Here is an 18,946-nt window from a genome sequence, read left to right as displayed (position 1 = left end):
AAACTTGTAATCATCAATAGGGGAGTAATGGCATGTACAAATTTAAAGATTATTACCACAACACTGTACAATTATCGTTTGAACGTTACCCATTTTCTCCTGAGCCAAAGCATGTTTGGGTTGTATGCCGGTACGGGGATCAATGGTTATTAACGCATCATTTACGCCGTGGTCTTGAATTTCCAGGTGGTAAAGTAGAACTCGGGGAAACACCGGAAGAAGCGGCAGTTCGAGAAGTTCATGAGGAAACCGGCGGCATAGTTTCTGATTTAACTTACTTAGGGCAATACAAAGTATCCGGAAAAGACAAAATAATCATTAAAAACATTTATTTTGCAACAATTAGTGCGGTAGAGCAGCATACGCATTACGAAGAAACGAAAGGGTCTGTTTTATTAAAAGACATTCCTGATAATATTAAAACTGATAGAAAATTTAGCTTTATTATGCGCGATGATGTATTAGCGCGTACGATGAAACATATAGAAGAAATCGGCTGTTTTACGAAGTAAAATGGCCGGTTTCTTTTTTTGATTAAATACCCAAAAAAGGTGTGAATATATCTTTACTTTTAGGGAGGCATTTGGGAATGAAAGTATCCACTTACTATTGTCACTTTTTGTCGGTAAATCGATATGTTTCAAAAATCGCTGATATATTTGAAGTTGCGGTCGATATATTCGAAAAATCGCTAATATAATTTATTTACTATTGTATTGTTTTTACCTTCAGCTCTAAAAACGAAAGAACCTCTAATAAATCATCTACTACACGTGAATGTTCAAAGTCACCCCAAAATAAATCTCTCTTCCAAACGCCAAGAATTCCTACTTGTTCAGAACCGAGCACATCGTTTTCTGGATGATCTCCAACGTAAAGACATTCTTCGGCTTTTACATTCAGCTTTTGTAAAGCACGTTCGAAAATTTCAGGATGAGGTTTTTTGATTCTTTCTGCTTCTGAAACGAGAATTGTATTTGTATACGTATGTACGTTTAATGCTCGAAGGTTGCTCATCTGAAATTCAGTAAAGCCGTTTGTAATAATACCAATTTTAATGTTTCGCTGTTTTAATTGTTGAAGTAATTCATGCATGTTTGGGAAAGGAATACAATGATGTTGGAAGTTTGTAATGTAGTCGTGCAGCAGTTGCTCTTGCGTTAAAGTGGTAATGTTGTATTCGCAAAGGAGAGTGGAATATACCTTATCTTTCCACGTGTAACCATTATTGTCGAGTTCGAGAAAACGAGAGCAATACTCGAATTTTTCTATGTTTATCAAATGAAAGGCGAAGCGATTATATTGATCACGAATAAATTGCTCTAGAGATTGGCGACGATCTAATAGTGTTCCATCTAAGTCAAATAAGACTGCTCGAATCATGGGAAACCTCCATACAGTTTTTATAATTAATTATCGCATATTCGTTAAAAAATGATTATGATATTTTTGTAGAATGGAATAATGGAGGGGCGTATGAAGAAACTGTATGGGAAATTAGTGTGTTTTATGATTTCAACGGGCTTAGTAGCTGGATGTGATATGGCGGAAAAAACTTCGCAAAGAGAGAAAAAAGATGTGTGCGAAACGACAGAAGAATGCACACAAATAGGTGATAAAACGCTTCAAAAAGTATATAAAAAAATAGATGGACTTTCAGAACTTGAAGTACTAGAGGATTATGATTTAGAAGGACATTCAAGTAACGATATGAAAGAAGCGGAAATGAAAAAAGAGGATGATGAAAATTATTTCTTTTTAGCTTCTTATTATATTGATGGTGATGAAATTGTAGATCCTTATTTCGATAAACTAGATCGCAAACGATTGAATAAGGTTTTTGCGGAGGATAAGGACGCGAAAGAAGAAGTATTAAAGCAACGTCAAGATAGAGGTTATCATGAATCGTTATGGGATATGTATAGTACTCTTATTCCAGCTAAGTATCGCACTGACATAAAAGAGTTTGATATGGTAACAGATGGATACGAAGGAATTGTGGCTCATGTTATGCCAGGTATGGAGTATCCGAAAGAGTGGACTATTAGTTTAGATACGCTTGATTCTGCAGTAAATATCGATCAAGTGATGAAAACATTAATACATGAGACGGCTCACGTATTGACGCTGGGACATAAACAAATACCAGTAAATGAAAAGTACTTAAAGGCTTTTGAAGAAGATAAAGATATTTCATCATACCAAAATAAATGTAAATCTCTTTTCTTACAAGAAGGATGTGCGAAGGAGAGCTCTTATATAAATCAATTTTATAATTTGTTCTGGAAACCAATTGACCAGGAGTGGACAGAAAAGAAAGTGGAAGAAAGCGAAGAAGCTCAAATTGAATTTTTTAAGGAAAAGCATGGTGAGTTTGTTTCACTGTATGGAACGACAAATGTAGCGGAAGATATCGCAGATACATTTACAGCGTTTATATTACAAGATTCAAAAAAGGTGAAAGAAGGAACAGAATTAAAATATAAAAAAATTGCCTTCTTCTATCAATTCCCCGAGCTTGTAAAAATGAGAGCGGAAGTGTTAGCTGGATTATATGATATTTCAAGGGATATAGAGCAGTCATAGTTTAGTGGTAATTATTTGTTGGTAAGTCAATAAAATTGGATTTATGTTCGATATATTTTTGGTCGATCAAATGAAAACGCGAAGACGTTCTGTTCTTTGCGTTTCTTCATGTTGATAAAATTGAAAATTCTGTCTTTTTTCAAAAAAGAAGAAGGAACTGAATCATTAAAAGAGAATTAGTATAAAAACGTCACAAATTAGACACAATTATAATGCGCATAGTATAGGGGCTATAAGTTTACTCTCGAGGAGGTAATGAAACGTATGAAAACGATTCTTGCTGTTGCTGGTCTCATTTGGGTAATGTCTCACGGTTTTCCGATTTTTGAAGGGGAGCAAATTCGTAGTGCATTAAATAAAGAGTTTAATGATTATCATATTATTGATCGAAAAGATAATGTCGTTACGGTGCGTGTGAAAGATTGTTTCCATACAGTTACGGTTGCTAATGGGAATGTTACAGACGATTCGAAAATGTGTGATAAAAGGTAACAGAAAGAAGCTGACTCTAGCGTATCGCTCTAAGTCAGCTTTTTTTTCGTTTTCCAATAAGGAGTTTTTCAAATGCCTCGACAAATACATACATAAGAGTTGCGAGGACGCAAGTGAGCAATACACTGAGTAAGACGAGTGTGAAGTTAAAGACTTGGAATCCGTAGCTAATTAAATAGCCAAGTCCTTGTTTAGAAACGAGGAGTTCCCCGAAAATAACACCGACCCATGATAAGCCAACATTCACTTTTAACGTTGAAATAATTGCAGGGAAAGATGAAGGGAGAATAACGTGTTTATAGCATTGCCATTTATTTGCGCCAAATGTGTCCATGACCTTAATATAGTTGGAATCGACTTCTTGAAATGCGCTGTAAATAACGAGAATAGTAATGATGATGGAGATGATTACGCCCATTGCGATAGAGGATGAAATGTTTGGACCGAAAATAACAATGATGATTGGACCGAGTGCAACTTTTGGCATTGCATTTAGGACGACGAGATAAGGATCAAGTACGCGGGCCAAAAGTGGCATCCACCAAAGGAAAGTAGCAATAATAGCTCCGAGTACAGTTCCGAGAATGAAGCCTACTCCTGTTTCAAGTAATGTCGTCCATATGTGAATCCAAATTGAACCGTCAATCCATTTCGTTAAAAAGAGATCCCAAATACTTGAAGGAGAGCTAAAGAGTAAAGGGTCAATCCATTCTTTTTTACTAGCTATTTCCCATAGTGCAAAGAAAAGAACAAGAAGTACAAGTTGTAAAGAGCGAGCTAACCATGCATGTTGTCTTTCTTTTTTTCGAAACTGCTCATGTAGTTGTTTTATATTATCCAAGTCGTTCCAGCTCCTTCCATATTTCTTGGAAGAGGGATGGGAAGTCATGGTGGTGGCGTGCTTCTAATGGCGATAAGGAACGGATACTTTCTGGGACGATGAACGTTTTTGCAATTTTTCCAGGGTTCGCCTGCAGCAAATAAATACGATCACTCATCGCAATTGCTTCTTCAATATCATGTGTCACAAGTAGGGATGTTTTCTTATAGTTACGTAGTAATGTAAAGACGAGATCTTCTAGTTTTAATTTTGTTTGATAATCAAGAGCGGAAAATGGTTCATCTAGCAATAAAATCTTTGGATCGGTCGCTAATGTTCGAACGAGGGCAGCACGTTGGCGCATACCACCGGATAGTTCACGTGGGTATTGCTGTTCTATATCATATAGGCCGACTTGTTTTAAAAGCTTTAATGTATGTTCTTTCGTATTTTCATCATAAATCTTTCGAATATGAAGTCCGAGCATAATATTTTCTTCAATTGTTTTCCATGGAAACAAGTAATCTTGCTGGAGCATATAGCCCATAGAGGGGGTCTTAGTTGTAATCGGTTCACCATCTAAAAATACGATACCTTCAATTGGATCAAGTAGTCCCGCGATGATGGAGAGGAGCGTTGTTTTTCCGCAACCACTCGGACCAAGGATTGAAATGAATTCCCCTTCTTCTACGTGCAAACTCATATCTTCAAGAATAAGTTTCGCATTTTCTTTTGCAAAAAAGCAGTGAGAAACGTTACGTATTTGTAAAAAGCTCATACACTTCGCCTCTATTTCTTAATAACGCTTTCGGCAATTTTTGTATTGACGAGCGCTTCATGTGGAACTTCTTTTTGTAATTCACCAGATTCTTTCATAATCGTTTGGAGTTGTTTCCACTCTGCATCATCTAATAATGGATTTGTCGCATAAGAATGTTGTTTTTTGTAGCGCTCAATTACTTTTACTGAAATGTCTTTTGAAGTGTCTTTAAATAGTGGTGAAACGGCATCGGCAATCTCTTCTGAACTATGTGTATCAACCCATTGCTGCGCTTTATATAGTGCACGCGTGAATTTTTCTGCAGCAGCTTTATCTTTCTTTAAGAAACTTTCTTTTGCCATAAACGTTGTATAAGGAACAGTACCAGATTCAGCTCCGAAAGACGCGACGATATAACCTTTTCCTTCTTTTTCAAGTATGCTTGCAGTCGGTTCAAAGAGCTGTACAAATTCTCCTGTACCAGATGCAAAGGCATTTGCAATATTAGCAAACTCGATATTTTGAATTAAGTTCGTATCTTTGTGAGGGTCAATGCCATTTTTCTTTAAAACATATTCCCCAACCATTTGCGGCATGCCGCCTTTACGCTGTCCTAAAAACGTAACGCCTTTTACGTCGTTCCAATTAAAAGAATTTACTTTTTTACGTGAAACTAAAAATGTGCCATCTGTTTGTGTAAGCTGCGCAAAATTAATGACAGGATCTTTTGCTCCTTGTTGATGAACATAAATCGACGTTTCTGAACCAACGAGCGCAATATCAATTCCGCCAGATAAAAGGGCGGTCATCGTTTTATCTCCGCCAGCTGTTGTTTGTAAGTCAATATTTAAACCTTCATCTTTAAAAAATCCTTTTTCAATTCCAACATATAATGGTGCGTAGAAAAGAGAGTGGGTAACTTCGCCAACGCGAATTTTTTGCGCTTGTTCTTTCGTACTTTCCTTTGTACTACTACAAGCAGCGAATGTGAAAACAGCTAGTAACATGATGCAAAAAACGGTTATTAATTTTTTCACTATATGACACCTCCTAGAAGTCAATCTACAAGCATAATATGTAGGTAAGTGCCCATATGTGAGTATATATAGCAGGAATTTTTTGGGTAGTAAAGAAGTACAAATATAAGGGGTGATAAAATGGATTACGAATACGATGATAGCGTACATTTACATCTTGATTATTTCGGAACTGAATGTGATATGGAATCGATTGCTTATAAGAGGAAGCATGAAGACGTGTGGGATGTGTATTTTAATTTTGGAGTATACGGTATTCAAAAAGATGATGTAGGGGCAGGAATGTTTATGGACGAATATGCCGGTTATTACGTTTTTTCTGTACATGCTCGTGATTTGAGCTGGGAATTTGGAAGTGCTCAGTTTGAGGAATGGGTCTTGAAGAACCATATAGTAGAAAGAACACTTCAAAAATAGGGAGGAATTTCGTGGTTGAATTTCTCACCTTATTGTTTATTTGCGTAACTGGAATTTACATCATGCAAGTGCTTACTTACCGATTTGCAAAGAAAAATATTCATAAATACAAAAGATTGAAATTGGTTCATATGTGGTTAGATATGACTATGAAAAAGGGTCCGAGATTAGATTTGTTTGATTTTATTTTTATAGTAATCGTGTGTATCATATGGAAACTATGGATGCTTCCTATTGTATAGTAAACATGTTAATCATTTCATCATTTTTTCCCGTTCATAATAAATAACGAAAAGAACCTGTCACATGACAGGTTCTTTTGTTATATGGGAAATTCAATATATACGACAAATTACGACAAGGGGGTTCATACATATTTGTTATTCTATTAAAGGTCATTATTTGTAATGTATATATAGGGGGATTTTTTAATGTTAAAAAAATTAGTATTATTTTTACTTACAGGCTTATGTGTAGTTGCTTTAACAGCTTGTAAAGATGAAGAGGACAAGCTGAAGGCAGCGGAAGAACAGAAAATAGATGAGAAGAAAATTGAAGAAGATAAGAAGGCTGAAGAAAAGCGTAAGCAAGAAGAACAACAAAGAGTAGAAGAAGAAAAACGTAAGCAAGAAGAGCAGCAAAAAGTAGAAGAAGAAAAGCGTAAGCAAGAAGAACAACAAAGAGTAGAAGAAGAAAAGCGTAAGCAAGAAGAGCAGCAAAGAGTAGAAGAAGAAAAGCGTAAGCAAGAAGAGCAGCAAAGAGTAGAAGAAGAAAAGCGTAAGCAAGAAGAGCAGCAAAGAGTAGAGGAAGAAAAACGTAAGCAAGAACAGCAGAAGATTCAGCAACAGCAGTCTGCACAACAAGAGAGAACACAGAAACAAGAAAAAACAACACAAGCAACAGGTGGGAAGCCGACAAGATCACAAATTTCGGTGGGTTCACATGTAGTTATTCAATTAGATAAAGATTATAGTAAAACAGTGAGTGGTGTTGTGAAAGATATTTTAACAAATACAGAAACACACACGTACGGAATTAAAGTTCGATTACAAGATGGACAAATTGGCCGTGTGCAAAGTGTTGGGTAATGAAAAAGAGATTTCCTTTCTTAGGAAATCTCTTTTTTTCATTCGGTATGTACAAGAGGTAACAGATGACATTATACGGAGGGTGTACATGAGAAGACGTTGTGTACATAATATGTTATGTTTATATAAGTAATATTTTATTACGGTGCGGGGTGAAATTAATAAACAGAAAAGAGGGAATGAATTGAGGGGTAATTTTTCATTTCATCAGCCAAGAAGAAGTATATTAATTTCGGCGATGTTAAGTGGTCTAGTAACCCTATATGTAGTACCCACAATTTTCTTGATTTTAAAATATTTTAGTTTAGATACGATGAAAGATATGTTAAATCAAAAAATTGTTTTAAGTATAATGACAATTTTGATGTGGATTGTACTATTGTATGTTGCGTATTTGAATAAAGATATAGTTAATAAATTTAAACCGATTATTAGGATTTATATTAGAATGTTTTTAGTAGCCCATGCGGTTACTTTGCTTTTTATTTTTACGCAAAATAATATGGATTTCGTAAATACACTGAATTGGATTTACAATTATAACGCACAGTTTATATTTAGTTTAATTGTAATTTATGCGATATATGTTTTTGTGTATAACGTGCTTGGGAAAGTTTTTTTGAGTACTATCTTGCCAAGCATTTTGCTAATCATTTTGGCTATTGTAAATCACTTTAAAATTGTTTTTAGGGGAGACCCACTATATCCTTCTGATTTTACACAGATTGGACATATGCAATCTGTTATACCAATGGTGATGGATTATTTTAGTTGGGGTTATATTCTTCTCGTTATTGTAAGTGTTGTTGCCTGTATTTTAGCGGGTATGTATATAAGGAAATATATTCAAAATGTAAAAGTTCATGTAGGCGTACGAGTTCTATTTATAATAGGATCCGTTTTTGTTTTATATGCGTATGGTAATTTTACGAATACGTTTATGAATAAATGGTTTCAAAAGTCGGGCATAGAGTTCGTTTTGTGGAATCAAAATGAAAATTATGCTTCGAATGGTTTTGTGCTAGGCTTTATAAGTAATTTAGATACGACAGTCATTGAAAAGCCGAAAGATTATTCAAAAGAAAATATGATTCAAATAGCAAACGATATAAAAAAACAATATAGCAGCAATATAGGGGCGCAGAAGCAAAAAGAGAAACCAAATATTATTTTTGTAATGAGCGAGTCGTTTTGGGATCCAACGAAATTAACGAATCTTTCCTTTAGTGAAGATCCTTTACCGAATTTGCATCATTATATAGAAAATTTTCCTGGTGGACAAACTATTTCTCCTACATTTGGAGGAAATACTGCGAACGTTGAATTTGAGGTATTAACGAGTTATTCAATGAGTTTGTTAAAACCAGGCTCTATACCGTATCAGCAAGTTGTTACAAATAAGAAAGAAATTCCATCTATTACTCGAGAGTTAAAAAAAGAAGGGTATTACACAAGTGCAATTCATTCATTTGGTCGCTCATTCTTTAAACGGGATGATGTATATAGAGTGTTAGGCTTTGACAAGTTTAATGCGCAAGATACGATGGAGAATGTAGAAGTTGATGGAGATTATATTAGCGATTTATCTATGAGTAAAGAGATAATAGCTGAATTAGAGAAGCAAAAACAACCTACTTTTATTCATGCGGTTACGATGCAAAATCATTTTCCATTTACAGAAGGAAGATTTGGCGAAAATCAAATAGAAATTAGTGGTTTAGAAAATGAAGAATCGAAGGCTGAATTAGAGACTTATACAGAAGGTTTAAGACGTTCAGATGAAGCTCTTCAATATTTAATAGAGGAGTTAGATAATTTAGATAGACCTACATTATTAGTATTCTTTGGGGACCATCTTCCGTCGCTAGGAACAAATAAATCTCTTTATAAAGAGAATGGGTATATAACGAATGAAAAAACGCCAAGTGAACGATTAGCGATGGCGCAAACGCCGTTATTAATGTATGCAAATTTTGATATACCAAATGACAATTTAGGTTTAGTAAGTCCAATTTATTTTTCAAATCTTGTCTTTGATTATGCTGGATTAACTAAGGTACCGTTCTATCAATTTTTATCGAAGTTATATGAAGAAATTCCTGTACTTCGTGACGAATTGAGGATAGGAAAAGATGGAAAAGCAATAAAAAGTTTAACAGAAAAACAAAAAGAAATGCTAAAGCAATATGAGCTTATTCAATATGACTTACTCGTCGGAAAGCAATATAGTAAGGATATATTATTTAAATAAGCGAAAAAAAGAACTTGTATACGATACAAGTTCTTTTTTCATAGTATTTAACGGGATAACCAGACAAGCTAGGTTTAGGGAGTATTACTTGTACATTTAGTATAAATTAAAATAGAATCGGTTTAATAATTGATTTGTGAGAAGTGTGTGAATTTTTCATTTAGTATATAATTGGATAATTTGTTTAATGCGTAAAAAAACTCTTTAAGGTTTCTAAGAGTTTTTTTATCTAGATATATATTGAAATTTCAGAAAAATCAATTGCAATAAAGTTGTGTGGTAATTTTAAAAAAAGAATTTGCCATTTTGGCAAATTCTTTTTTGTTGAGGAGGCATTGTTAATTTGTTATGAGTTTATAAATTTAATAAGTTCTTTATTCAATTCATCAGCTTGATCGATTGGCGAGCCGTGACCACTATTTGTAAGAGCATGTAACTGAGAATTTCTAATCCGTTGTTGTGTAAGTTCAGCACTTTTGTAAGGGATAAGTTGGTCGTGAACGCCATGGAATATTTTTGTTGGAACGTCAATTTTACTTAAGTCTTTTGTTACATCTTCGTTCGCGGCTGCTTGCAAAATTTTGATGAGAGCATAAGAAGCGGACTGCATACCGAGATAAGAAAACCAGTCTAACGTGGCAGCTCCTAAGTTTCTATTAAAAAATGATAAAGATACATCATTAAGAAATTTAGGCAAATTTGCATACATTTGAGCAATCAGAGCATTTGCTTGCTCTTTCGGTACGCCGTAAGGGGATTGTTGGTTTTTTACGAAAGAGGGGGAGACGGCATCAATTAATGCAAGTTTAGAAATACGGCGACCGTTATATCGTGACATGTATCGAATAGAAAGAGCACCGCCGACTGAGAAACCAACTAACGAAGCACTTTCTATTTGAAGTGCTTCTAATACAATTGCGATATCGTCAGCTAAACGGTCATATGTGTAACCAGTCCATGGTTTATCAGATTGCCCGTTTCCGCGAATGTCCATTGCGACGCAGCGAAACCCGTGCTGTGGTAAAACATTGAATTGATATTGAAACATTTGGTGATTTAAAGGCCAGCCGTGTACAAAGAAAACAGTTTTACTGTCAGGACCTGGGTTCATATCTTGCACAAAAATGTGTACATCTTTTTCCACTGTAACGAACATGACGTATCCTCCTCATGCATTTTAATAGGCTCTTTCCCAAAATCGCTGTTTTGTCATTGCCTGAATAAATTCATTCGCAAGTAAGGTAGGGTTTTGTTCTGTTATAACGCCAGGTTTTCCTTCGATGTTTAAAGATTGAATAATAGTAGTTCCGTTTTGGAAAGCGCCAATTGGCTTAAAGTGATTATATGATTCTACGACAAATGAACTTGCTTTGTTAAGAAAATGATCATCAATATTTCCGCCAATAAGAAGTAGCCCATCGTAAAGAAGCGGTGATCCTGTTAAGAAAGTATCATTCACTTCCCACTTTACATTTTGAGAGCCTTGCACAAAACCTAATCGTTCGGAAATAATAACGGGCTGAAGACCGGCTTGTTTGAATTGATTTATAATATATTGTGCGTTTTGACCGTCATATCCGTTTGCGACAATGAGGCCTACTCGTAATGTATTTGGGCTGAATGTTGTATGTTCCATACTTAGTGCTGGTGAGGATTTTGTAACATTTGATTCTTGAACATTTGGCACTGTTGCCCCGACTGCTTCAGCTACTAAAGTAGCTAATTCTGTACTTATATGACCAATCATATCTACGACTTGTTGGCGAACTGATTTACTTTTTACTTTTCCTAATTCAAAGGAGAAGGCCTGCATAATATGGATTTTTTCGACGTGGCTCATACTATTCCAAAATAAACGGGCTTGTGAGAAATGGTCTTTAAAACTAGCGGCTGTTTCTCTTGTTTTATGTCCGGAAACAGTAGAAGGATATGTAACGAAACCGCCTTTCGTACCAGGTACAGTAAAGGGAGAGTTATTAGCTAAAGAGTTATTATGGTAAGCGACTTTTCCTTTATCAATTATATATTTAGACGCACCATCTCTTTGATTGTTATGAAAAGGACATACAGGGCGGTTAATCGGTAACTCTTGATAGTTTGTACCGACGCGGGCTAATTGCGTATCTGTATAAGAAAAGAGTCTACCTTGTAAGAGAGGATCATTTGTAAAATCGATACCGCGGACGATGCTTCCAGGGTGCAGTGCGACTTGTTCTGTTTCCGCAAATACGTTATCAACGTTCCGATTTAACGTCATTTTTCCGATGATTTTAACAGGGAAGTCTTCTTCCGGCCAAATTTTTGTTGCATCTAATATATCAAAATCGTATTTAAATTCGTCCTCTTCTTCTAAAATTTGAACGCCAAGTTCGTACTCAGGGTAGTTTCCAGCATTAATATTTTCCCATAAATCACGGCGATGGTAATCCGGATCAGCACCGCCTAGTTTTTGAGCTTCATCCCAAATTAACGAGTGAACACCAAGCTTAGGCTTCCAGTGGAATTTTACGAATCGTGACTTTCCGTGTTTATTAACTAAGCGGAATGTATGAACGCCGAACCCTTGCATCATTCGAAAACTTCTCGGAATTGTACGGTCAGACATAATCCACATCATCATCGCAGCTGATTCTTGATTATTGGCGATAAAGTCCCAAAAAGTATCATGTGCTGTTTGTCCTTGAGGAATCTCATTATGTGGCTCTGGTTTAAGAGCATGAATAAGATCCGGAAATTTAATACCATCTTGAATGAAGAAAATCGGGATGTTATTACCCACTAAATCGAAATTTCCTTCCTCTGTATAAAACTTAACAGCGAATCCTCGTACATCTCGGTTCGTTTCATTTGCACCTTTTGATCCTGCAACTTCAGAAAAACGAATAAAAATAGGTGTCTTTTTAGATGGGTCTTGTAAAAAATGAGCCATTGTTAAATCTTCTAAAGAATCATATAGCTCAAAAACACCATGTGCTCCGTAACCGCGAGCATGAACGACTCTTTCAGGAATTCGTTCACGGTCAAAATGAGCGAGTTTTTCTCGCATCAGGAAATCTTCTAAAAGTGTAGGGCCACGATCGCCGGCGGTTAAAGAGTTTTCATCATTTGAAATTTTGACACCCGTATTCGTTGTCATCTCTTTTCCTTCATTGTTTTTCGTAAAGGATTGTAACTGTTCTATCTTCTTATTTTCACGACCGTCCATATAAAGCACCTCCCATATTATACGTATTATTGTTCATGATTTTTATGCTTACATATGGTCTGAAGAAGTATATTATCTATAGATTGATTTTCCTCATTTGTTCAATTTATCTTTGTTTGTCTATGAAAATCATTTATTATAATAAATGGTATTCTTTTGAAGGGGTGTTGAAGTGGGAGAGAGTTTTCTATCAGCTAAAGAAGAAAAGAAAAACGCTAAGATTTTCTTATGGGTAATACATGTTATTTTAATTGTATACGAGGTTGCATACGCGATTATATTAGAAGATACAATGCCTTTAGGAAATTGGCATAAAGTGATATGGAAGCTTGCATATATTATGGCTATATTAGGTATTAGTGTTTACTTATTTGAGAGAGGAAAAGCATATTTAGTTAAATATACATATTTATTTGCATACATGATCGCAGAGACTTTTAATATTGGATGGTATGCTTTTCATAATACAATAGCATTTGATGAAGGGAATGTAATTGAATATATTTTCATTTTCTTCGTACCGATATTTTTGAGTAAAAGATATTTATTTGTTTTAGCGCCATTTCTTATAGGAAAATATATGATATACCTATTTGTATTTGGAGAACTTAACTTGTTTATGTCGCTTGTTATAAATATGGTGTTACTTTTCGTGTCATTTATTATTTTAAATCGATTTTTACAATATCTTTCAGCAGTAAAGGGACGTATTGCAGAGGCAAGTCAGTCACAAAAATTGGCGGTTATCGGAAAAATGGCAGCGACAGTCGGACATGAAATTAAAAACCCACTTGCTTCATTAAAAGGGTTTACGCAATTACAAAAAGAGAAACACGAAAAAGATGCAACATATGAACAAATGATTCTCGAAATAGAAAATATGAATAATATGATTAGTGAATTAATGGAGGTTGCTACATGTAAACCTTCTGTTTATGAAAAACACATTGTAAGTGATGTTTTAGTACAAGCGGTAGAAAACATGCGCGAAAAAATGAACGAGTTAAATATAAATTGCACCTTTAATGAAGAGCAAAATAGAAGTGAAATTGAATGTGATAAACGCAAATTAAAAGGAGTATTTTTGTATGTTATTAAAAATGCTTTAGAGGCAATGGAGCATGGCGGAACATTAAAAATACAAGTTGAAAATAAAAAAAGAGATTACGTAATAGTAAGTATAGTAGATAGTGGTTTTGGGATAAAAAAGGATAATTTAGGACGAGTTAAGGATGCTTTTTATACAACGAAGCAAGATAGAATTGGATTAGGTCTTACGGTAGCAGAGCGAATTATGACAGAGCATCTTGGAGAATTACACATTTCTAGTGAAGTAAAGAAAGGAACGAGAGTAGAAATACTGCTCCCGAAAAAATGTGAGCGCAATGTGACACAAGATTAAGAGGTGTTGTTAAAGGAGTTATCATATGGAAAAAGGCAATACATTTGAAAAAGAAGAGATAAAGGCATTAAAAATATTTTTAAGCTTATTCTTCGTTATATTTTTTGCGTATGATTTTGCTGAAAAGGCTATTGTCCTTTTATCAGATAAAAATCAAAAACTAGCAGATGCTTTTGGAGAAGGATTAGGTTTATGGCTATATAGTTTGATGGTTGGATTATTCTTTATAGGACTTTATTTTATGAAATGGAAAAAGCCGTATATTGTGAAGTATATTATTTTAATTGGCTATAATATATTGGATTTTATTAATAACTTCATTATTTATTACGGAAGTGATGCGGAATTTGATGGCGGGAATATAGTAGAAGGATTCTTTATTTTATTTGCACCGATATTTGTGAATAAGAGGTACTTTTGGTTAGTTGCCGGAACTATTGTTGGAAAATATGCACTTATGGGATTCGTTGTTCAATCCTTTATCGTTCTTATCCCAATAGCATTATATAGCGTGTTTGTTATTATATGTTGGATTATATTTTTAAGATTCCAATCTTACGTTCGTACACTTGAAATGATGGACAGAGAAATACAAAATGTAGAAAAATTAGCGATGGTTGGAAAAATGGCAACAGTAATTGGCGATAAGATTAGAAGACCGTTAGAAAAATTGAAAAAACTTGTGAATAAGCAAGCGAAAAAATATCCAGAAGATAAGATTTATAGTGAAATTATGAGACAGGAAGTAGAGCGAATTTATACAATTGCTACAGAACTAAATGAGTTTGAGAAATCTAAATCGGTAGAATCCGAAACTCATAATATTAAAGAAATCATCTCTTATGTTATCAGGGTTATGGAAAAGCCAGCTTTAGAACAAGGGATAAAAATGCATGCTATTTATAGTAAAGACATACCTTCAATTACATGTGATGAGAAACGATTGAAACAAGTATTTTTTAATTTAATTAAAAATGCGATTGAAGCAATGTCAGTTGGCGGAACTATTACTGTAAAAGTTATAGTGGAAGATGTGATCATTGTTCAAATTATAGATGAGGGATACGGCATTCCGAAAGATAAAATTCCTAAGCTAAATGAAGCTTTTTACACAACGAAAGAAACTGGAACAGGCTTAGGATTAGTAGTTACGGAAAAAATTATTAAAGATCACCACGGTAAATTGAACTTTGAAAGTGAAGTTGGAGTTGGAACGACTGTTGAGATTATGTTGCCGATTTAACGGTGGGTATTTTAAAAAGGGGAAATCACTTTCTTTAGAGTGATTTCCCTTTTCATTTTGGATGGAAGTACGGAATCCAATAAAGGGGATGTTTACAATATTGACATAGTGTACCAATTTGAAAAATCAAAATATGGATATATCCAAGGTGAGGTATATAATGAATTTGTCTGTTATTTGTTTTAATTTATTTGTAATTTTGTTGGCCTCGGTAGCGAAGTTTTTTGTAAAATGAACGATTTGTAAGTGTGGGCTATATATCAGTGATTAGAAAAACAGAATATACAGCACTTGCCGTAATCCCGGGGGTAATATAAAGAGATATCGCATCCCCCCTCGAAACCAGGTTTCCAGTTGTAATACTAGTCCAAGTTACAGTGGCAGGTCCAGGTACTGGAGTAGGGTTATACACTTGAGGTTGTCTAGAGCCAATATCCGTAGGTTTAATTGAAAATGTCATAGTCCCCGTAATTTTATCTGTAGTAGTTAAAGTGATAGTAGATAGGATGTAACTAGAGGTAGGGGCAGAGAGGTTTGTTGGGACATCCTTGCAAATATCAATCGTATAAACAGCAGCGGGTAAGTTATTAATATTTATAGATGCAGCAAAACCAACTATATTCCCAGCTCCAGCAGTTACATACGGAATAACGTTAGAATCAATTCCTGGAGAACCTGCTATACGTTGAAACCCAGCATTCGTCCCTTGAAAAACAATACTTTTCGCTGATGAACTACCTGCAGGTCCAGTGATGCCGGTAGAACCAGTGTTGCCAGTAGGTCCAGTGATGCCGGTAGAACCAGTGATGCCAGTAGGTCCAGTGATGCCGGTAGAACCAGTGATGCCAGTAGGTCCAGTGATGCCGATAGAACCAGTGATGCCAGTAGGTCCACCTTCTACTAATACGATATAATCTGGGGACACATTCGGAAACCCTTGAGGTGCATCTTTTTTTACAACATAGCCGCTACTTGTGTAAGTCACAACTTGTCCCGTTTTATAGTTAGGAGCGGCTGCTAGACTAAAAGCGGTAGTACTTTGTAAACCGGCCCCGGTAGGTCCGGCATTGCCAGTAACCTGTAGCACCAGTAGGACCTGTAGCACCAGTAGGTCCAGTACTTCCGATAGAACCACTGTTGCGTCTACCGTCACAACTAAAGCAATTGCGTTGGTACATATATTGTCTCCTTTCTATATTTTTGAAAATCTAGTTTTAAAAGTAGAACTACTATATATATATTGTAGATTCTATATTTTTGTGTGGTCGATCGTATTGTGTATATAGATTTCAAAAATAGGGGAGCTGTTATTAGTTTGATAACCACCATGTCTCCTGTGGAATCAAAGTAACGTCTACATCAAAATCCTCCTTAAGATAATTCTTACTTTGTTAGTTGTTTTTATTTTTCATAGCAAAATAAGAAGCGGATGTAAAACAAATAAAACCTAGAATCCAGCCAATAGAAGGAGAATAGGGAAGTATATGTTGTAATATCATTCCGCTAGAAATAAAAAAACTACCTAATAGACCTAAGAAAATGGGGTATCGCCGTAATTTGAACATCGATGATACAACCTCCTTTATCACATATATTGTATATTAGTCTTAATTTTCTGTATACAACAAACGGGTGGAATTAAGAAAAAGAATGGTACAATATAAGAATGATACGAGAAGAGAGGATGTAGATTCACGCATGTACGTTACTGTAACAGAAGCAGCATATAAAAAGATTATGGATACGATTCCAAGTGAAGCGAAATATATAAAGTTATTTTACGATAATGAAGGTTGCGGTTGTGTTATGAGCGGGATTATTGATTTAGTAGCCGTTTCAGAGAAAGATGAACGCGATGTAGATATTGAATCAAGTGTACTAAACTTTATTGCAGATCGAACAAAGCTTGTATTTATGGATGATAAGTTAACAGTTGATTGGCATGAAGTTGGAGGGACTTTTCAGCTGAAGAGCCCAAGCCAGTTTTATAATCCGAATATGAAGTTACATGTTCGAGTATAGTAAAGAAAAGGCGGCCCAAAAAAATTTTGGAGCTGCCTTTTCTTTATAGTATAGGGTGATACTATTGTCGTTTCTTATTGATAAGTCGATATTCTTTTTCGAATCGCTGATATATTTTGAAAATCGCCTATAAAATTTCATTTATCAAGACAAGGTTCTTCATACAATAAAAAGATTTTTTCACATAATGAAATGTACACATTATTGAATTTTCTGTATAATTTTATTTGCGGAGGGGATTGCGTATGAGAAAATGGGGAATTGAGTTATTAATTTTAAGTGTCGTTATTATTTGGGGGATTAACTATACGATTGCGAAATATGGACTTTTAGAATTTACGGCGATTGAGTTTACTGCAGTTCGAATGATGGCAGCAGCACCACTACTGTTATTACTTACGTTCTTTATCGAAAAGTCACTTTATATGGAGCGAAAAGATATACCAAGATTAATCATCGTGAGCACGGTAGGTATTGTACTGTATCAAACGCTATTCATGGAAACGGTACAATATACATCCGCTACAAATGCCTCTTTACTCATTTCTATTTCACCTATTTTTACAACTGTATTTGCGATTTTCTTGAAACAAGAAAAATTTTCTTCTCGAAAGTTAGTTGGTTCCATGATTGCCTTTGTTGGTGCTACATTAGTTTTAGTAGCGGGGCATTCACTCGCTAGTTCTTTCTACGGAAATGGGATTGGACTAATTACATCGATATGCTGGGGGCTTTATCCTGTTTTAGCGGGACCACTAATAAAAAAATACTCAGCACTACGTGTTACTGCATGGTCGGCATTAGTTGGAGCGATTCCGCTCTTATTGTTAAGTGGTCCACATGTATTTGTCATGCCATTTCATATTACACATGGAATGACATTGTTTGCTTTACTATATTCTATTTTATTTGTAACAGTATTTGGTTTAGTGATGTGGTATGTTGGTGTCCAAAAAATCGGAGCATCACATACGATGGTATATATGTATATTACACCGCTTGTAGCGGTTTTATTTGCAGCTATATGGGCAAATGAATATGTATCGTTACAACAAATAATCGGTGGAATAATCATTTTCTTCGGTCTATGGTTTGTGAAATCAGAGAAAATAGAAGCGCATTCTACCGTACAAGAATTTATATCAAAATAGGAAAACAGATTACCTATGATCTGCTTTCCTATTTTTTTATTTTTGGTAAGAAGATGAGAAACAAGATAGCGGTAATAAGTGGAATTAAATTTAAAAATGGAATACGGAAGAGTGTAATAAGAATAATACCTGGAAGAAGAACACCGAGGACAGCATAGAAAATACTATGTCTTTTCGTGTACCAATACAAGGAAAGTCCAATAAGTGCAGGGACAATGAGGTGAATGAGAGCCATTAAAAAATAAACCATTAGACGCCCCCTTTATTTATGTGCTTATTACATCATATCCGTATGTTCATAGATTGATATCACTTTTTTCATAATTGGACGAAAATGTTTTGAAAAATGTCACATTTATGAGGGATTCTATATTAGAAATCTTGTATAATATTATTTTCTAAAAGCATTTTAACAACATAAACATACAGTTTATGTTGTTTTTAATTTGAATGAAATAGATTTTAAGTAGCA

Annotated in this window: 18 protein-coding genes and 1 pseudogene; 11 read left to right on the top strand and 8 right to left on the bottom strand. The window is 34.9% G+C overall.

Translation table 11 applies throughout. The annotated features are described in order from the left end of the window. The first annotated feature begins 32 nt into the window (after window positions 1–32). Window positions 33–512: an antimutator 8-oxo-(dGTP/GTP)ase gene (gene mutTA / locus MHI07_RS22520; RefSeq protein WP_002015736.1), complete on the top strand. Its 480-nt coding sequence runs from the start codon at window positions 33–35 to the stop codon at window positions 510–512. A 196-nt stretch (window positions 513–708) separates the two neighbouring features. Here mutTA and MHI07_RS22515 read toward each other — a convergent pair whose 3' ends face one another. After that, entirely contained in the window at window positions 709–1,383 is a 675-nt protein-coding gene (locus tag MHI07_RS22515) for an HAD family hydrolase (RefSeq protein ID WP_340826429.1), read from the bottom strand. Window positions 1,384–1,476: 93 nt separating this feature from the next. Between MHI07_RS22515 and MHI07_RS22510 the strand changes: the two genes are divergently transcribed. Next, window positions 1,477–2,586, top strand: coding sequence for a recombinase family protein (locus tag MHI07_RS22510; RefSeq protein WP_340826424.1), 1,110 nt, complete (start codon window positions 1,477–1,479; stop codon window positions 2,584–2,586). 264 nt (window positions 2,587–2,850) lie between these two features. Then, window positions 2,851–3,078, top strand: coding sequence for a hypothetical protein (locus MHI07_RS22505; RefSeq protein ID WP_002089142.1), 228 nt, complete (start codon window positions 2,851–2,853; stop codon window positions 3,076–3,078). Between the two features lie 34 nt (window positions 3,079–3,112). Here the strand turns inward: MHI07_RS22505 and MHI07_RS22500 are convergent, their stop codons facing one another. The 3 genes from MHI07_RS22500 to MHI07_RS22490 are packed head-to-tail and all read right to left on the bottom strand — an operon-like array spanning window position 3,113 to window position 5,695. Beyond that, window positions 3,113–3,919, bottom strand: coding sequence for an ABC transporter permease (locus MHI07_RS22500; protein ID WP_078173924.1), 807 nt, complete (start codon window positions 3,917–3,919; stop codon window positions 3,113–3,115). Next, window positions 3,912–4,676, bottom strand: a complete 765-nt coding sequence (locus MHI07_RS22495) for an ABC transporter ATP-binding protein (protein WP_002160119.1) — start codon at window positions 4,674–4,676, stop codon at window positions 3,912–3,914. The genes MHI07_RS22500 and MHI07_RS22495 overlap by 8 nt, the downstream gene beginning before the upstream one ends. An 11-nt stretch (window positions 4,677–4,687) precedes the next feature. Next, window positions 4,688–5,695, bottom strand: coding sequence for an ABC transporter substrate-binding protein (locus MHI07_RS22490; RefSeq protein ID WP_340826419.1), 1,008 nt, complete (start codon window positions 5,693–5,695; stop codon window positions 4,688–4,690). A 120-nt stretch (window positions 5,696–5,815) separates the two neighbouring features. Here MHI07_RS22490 and MHI07_RS22485 point away from each other — a divergent pair, with 120 nt between their 5' ends. The 4 genes from MHI07_RS22485 (at window position 5,816) to MHI07_RS22470 (ending at window position 9,451) form a co-directional block, all read left to right on the top strand. Further along, window positions 5,816–6,112: a DUF3986 family protein gene (locus tag MHI07_RS22485; RefSeq protein ID WP_002112440.1), complete on the top strand. Its 297-nt coding sequence runs from the start codon at window positions 5,816–5,818 to the stop codon at window positions 6,110–6,112. Window positions 6,113–6,123: 11 nt separating this feature from the next. After that, entirely contained in the window at window positions 6,124–6,354 is a 231-nt protein-coding gene (locus tag MHI07_RS22480; RefSeq protein WP_340826415.1) for a hypothetical protein, read from the top strand. Between the two features lie 189 nt (window positions 6,355–6,543). Continuing rightward, entirely contained in the window at window positions 6,544–7,200 is a 657-nt protein-coding gene (locus tag MHI07_RS22475; protein WP_340826413.1) for a YwbE family protein, read from the top strand. A 184-nt stretch (window positions 7,201–7,384) separates the two neighbouring features. After that, window positions 7,385–9,451, top strand: coding sequence for an LTA synthase family protein (locus MHI07_RS22470; protein WP_340826411.1), 2,067 nt, complete (start codon window positions 7,385–7,387; stop codon window positions 9,449–9,451). A 346-nt stretch (window positions 9,452–9,797) separates the two neighbouring features. Here the strand turns inward: MHI07_RS22470 and MHI07_RS22465 are convergent, their stop codons facing one another. Next, complete coding sequence (locus tag MHI07_RS22465; RefSeq protein WP_340826408.1) at window positions 9,798–10,607, bottom strand: alpha/beta fold hydrolase; 810 nt, start codon at window positions 10,605–10,607, stop codon at window positions 9,798–9,800. 21 nt (window positions 10,608–10,628) lie between these two features. After that, window positions 10,629–12,656, bottom strand: coding sequence for a catalase (locus tag MHI07_RS22460; protein ID WP_340826405.1), 2,028 nt, complete (start codon window positions 12,654–12,656; stop codon window positions 10,629–10,631). A 172-nt stretch (window positions 12,657–12,828) separates the two neighbouring features. Between MHI07_RS22460 and MHI07_RS22455 the strand changes: the two genes are divergently transcribed. Together MHI07_RS22455 and MHI07_RS22450 are read left to right on the top strand one after the other, a co-directional pair. After that, complete coding sequence (locus MHI07_RS22455; protein ID WP_199708973.1) at window positions 12,829–14,058, top strand: ATP-binding protein; 1,230 nt, start codon at window positions 12,829–12,831, stop codon at window positions 14,056–14,058. Between the two features lie 25 nt (window positions 14,059–14,083). After that, window positions 14,084–15,301 carry an ATP-binding protein gene (locus MHI07_RS22450; protein WP_340826402.1) on the top strand — a complete coding sequence of 406 codons (1,218 nt, stop codon included), beginning with the start codon at window positions 14,084–14,086 and terminating at the stop codon, window positions 15,299–15,301. Between the two features lie 253 nt (window positions 15,302–15,554). Here the strand turns inward: MHI07_RS22450 and MHI07_RS22445 are convergent. Further along, window positions 15,555–16,479, bottom strand: a pseudogene (locus MHI07_RS22445) (collagen-like triple helix repeat-containing protein). Window positions 16,480–16,999: 520 nt separating this feature from the next. On the opposite strand from MHI07_RS22445, the gene MHI07_RS22440 reads away from it, so the two are divergent. Further along, window positions 17,000–17,323, top strand: coding sequence for an iron-sulfur cluster biosynthesis family protein (locus MHI07_RS22440; RefSeq protein ID WP_070145227.1), 324 nt, complete (start codon window positions 17,000–17,002; stop codon window positions 17,321–17,323). A 245-nt stretch (window positions 17,324–17,568) separates the two neighbouring features. Then, a complete protein-coding gene (locus tag MHI07_RS22435) occupies window positions 17,569–18,474 on the top strand; it encodes a DMT family transporter (RefSeq protein ID WP_078180112.1) in 906 nt (301 codons plus the stop codon). Window positions 18,475–18,502: 28 nt separating this feature from the next. Here MHI07_RS22435 and MHI07_RS22430 read toward each other — a convergent pair whose 3' ends face one another. Next, window positions 18,503–18,724 (bottom strand): hypothetical protein, encoded by a 222-nt coding sequence (locus tag MHI07_RS22430; protein WP_002112420.1) that lies wholly within the window; start codon window positions 18,722–18,724, stop codon window positions 18,503–18,505. Between the last annotated feature and the right edge of the window lie 222 nt (window positions 18,725–18,946).

The organism is Bacillus sp. FSL H8-0545 (genome assembly GCF_038006105.1).
Taxonomy (GTDB): domain Bacteria; phylum Bacillota; class Bacilli; order Bacillales; family Bacillaceae_G; genus Bacillus_A; species Bacillus_A cereus_U.
The sequence above is the reverse complement of the archived record's forward strand: the minus strand, read 5'-3'. Positions and strand labels throughout refer to the sequence as shown.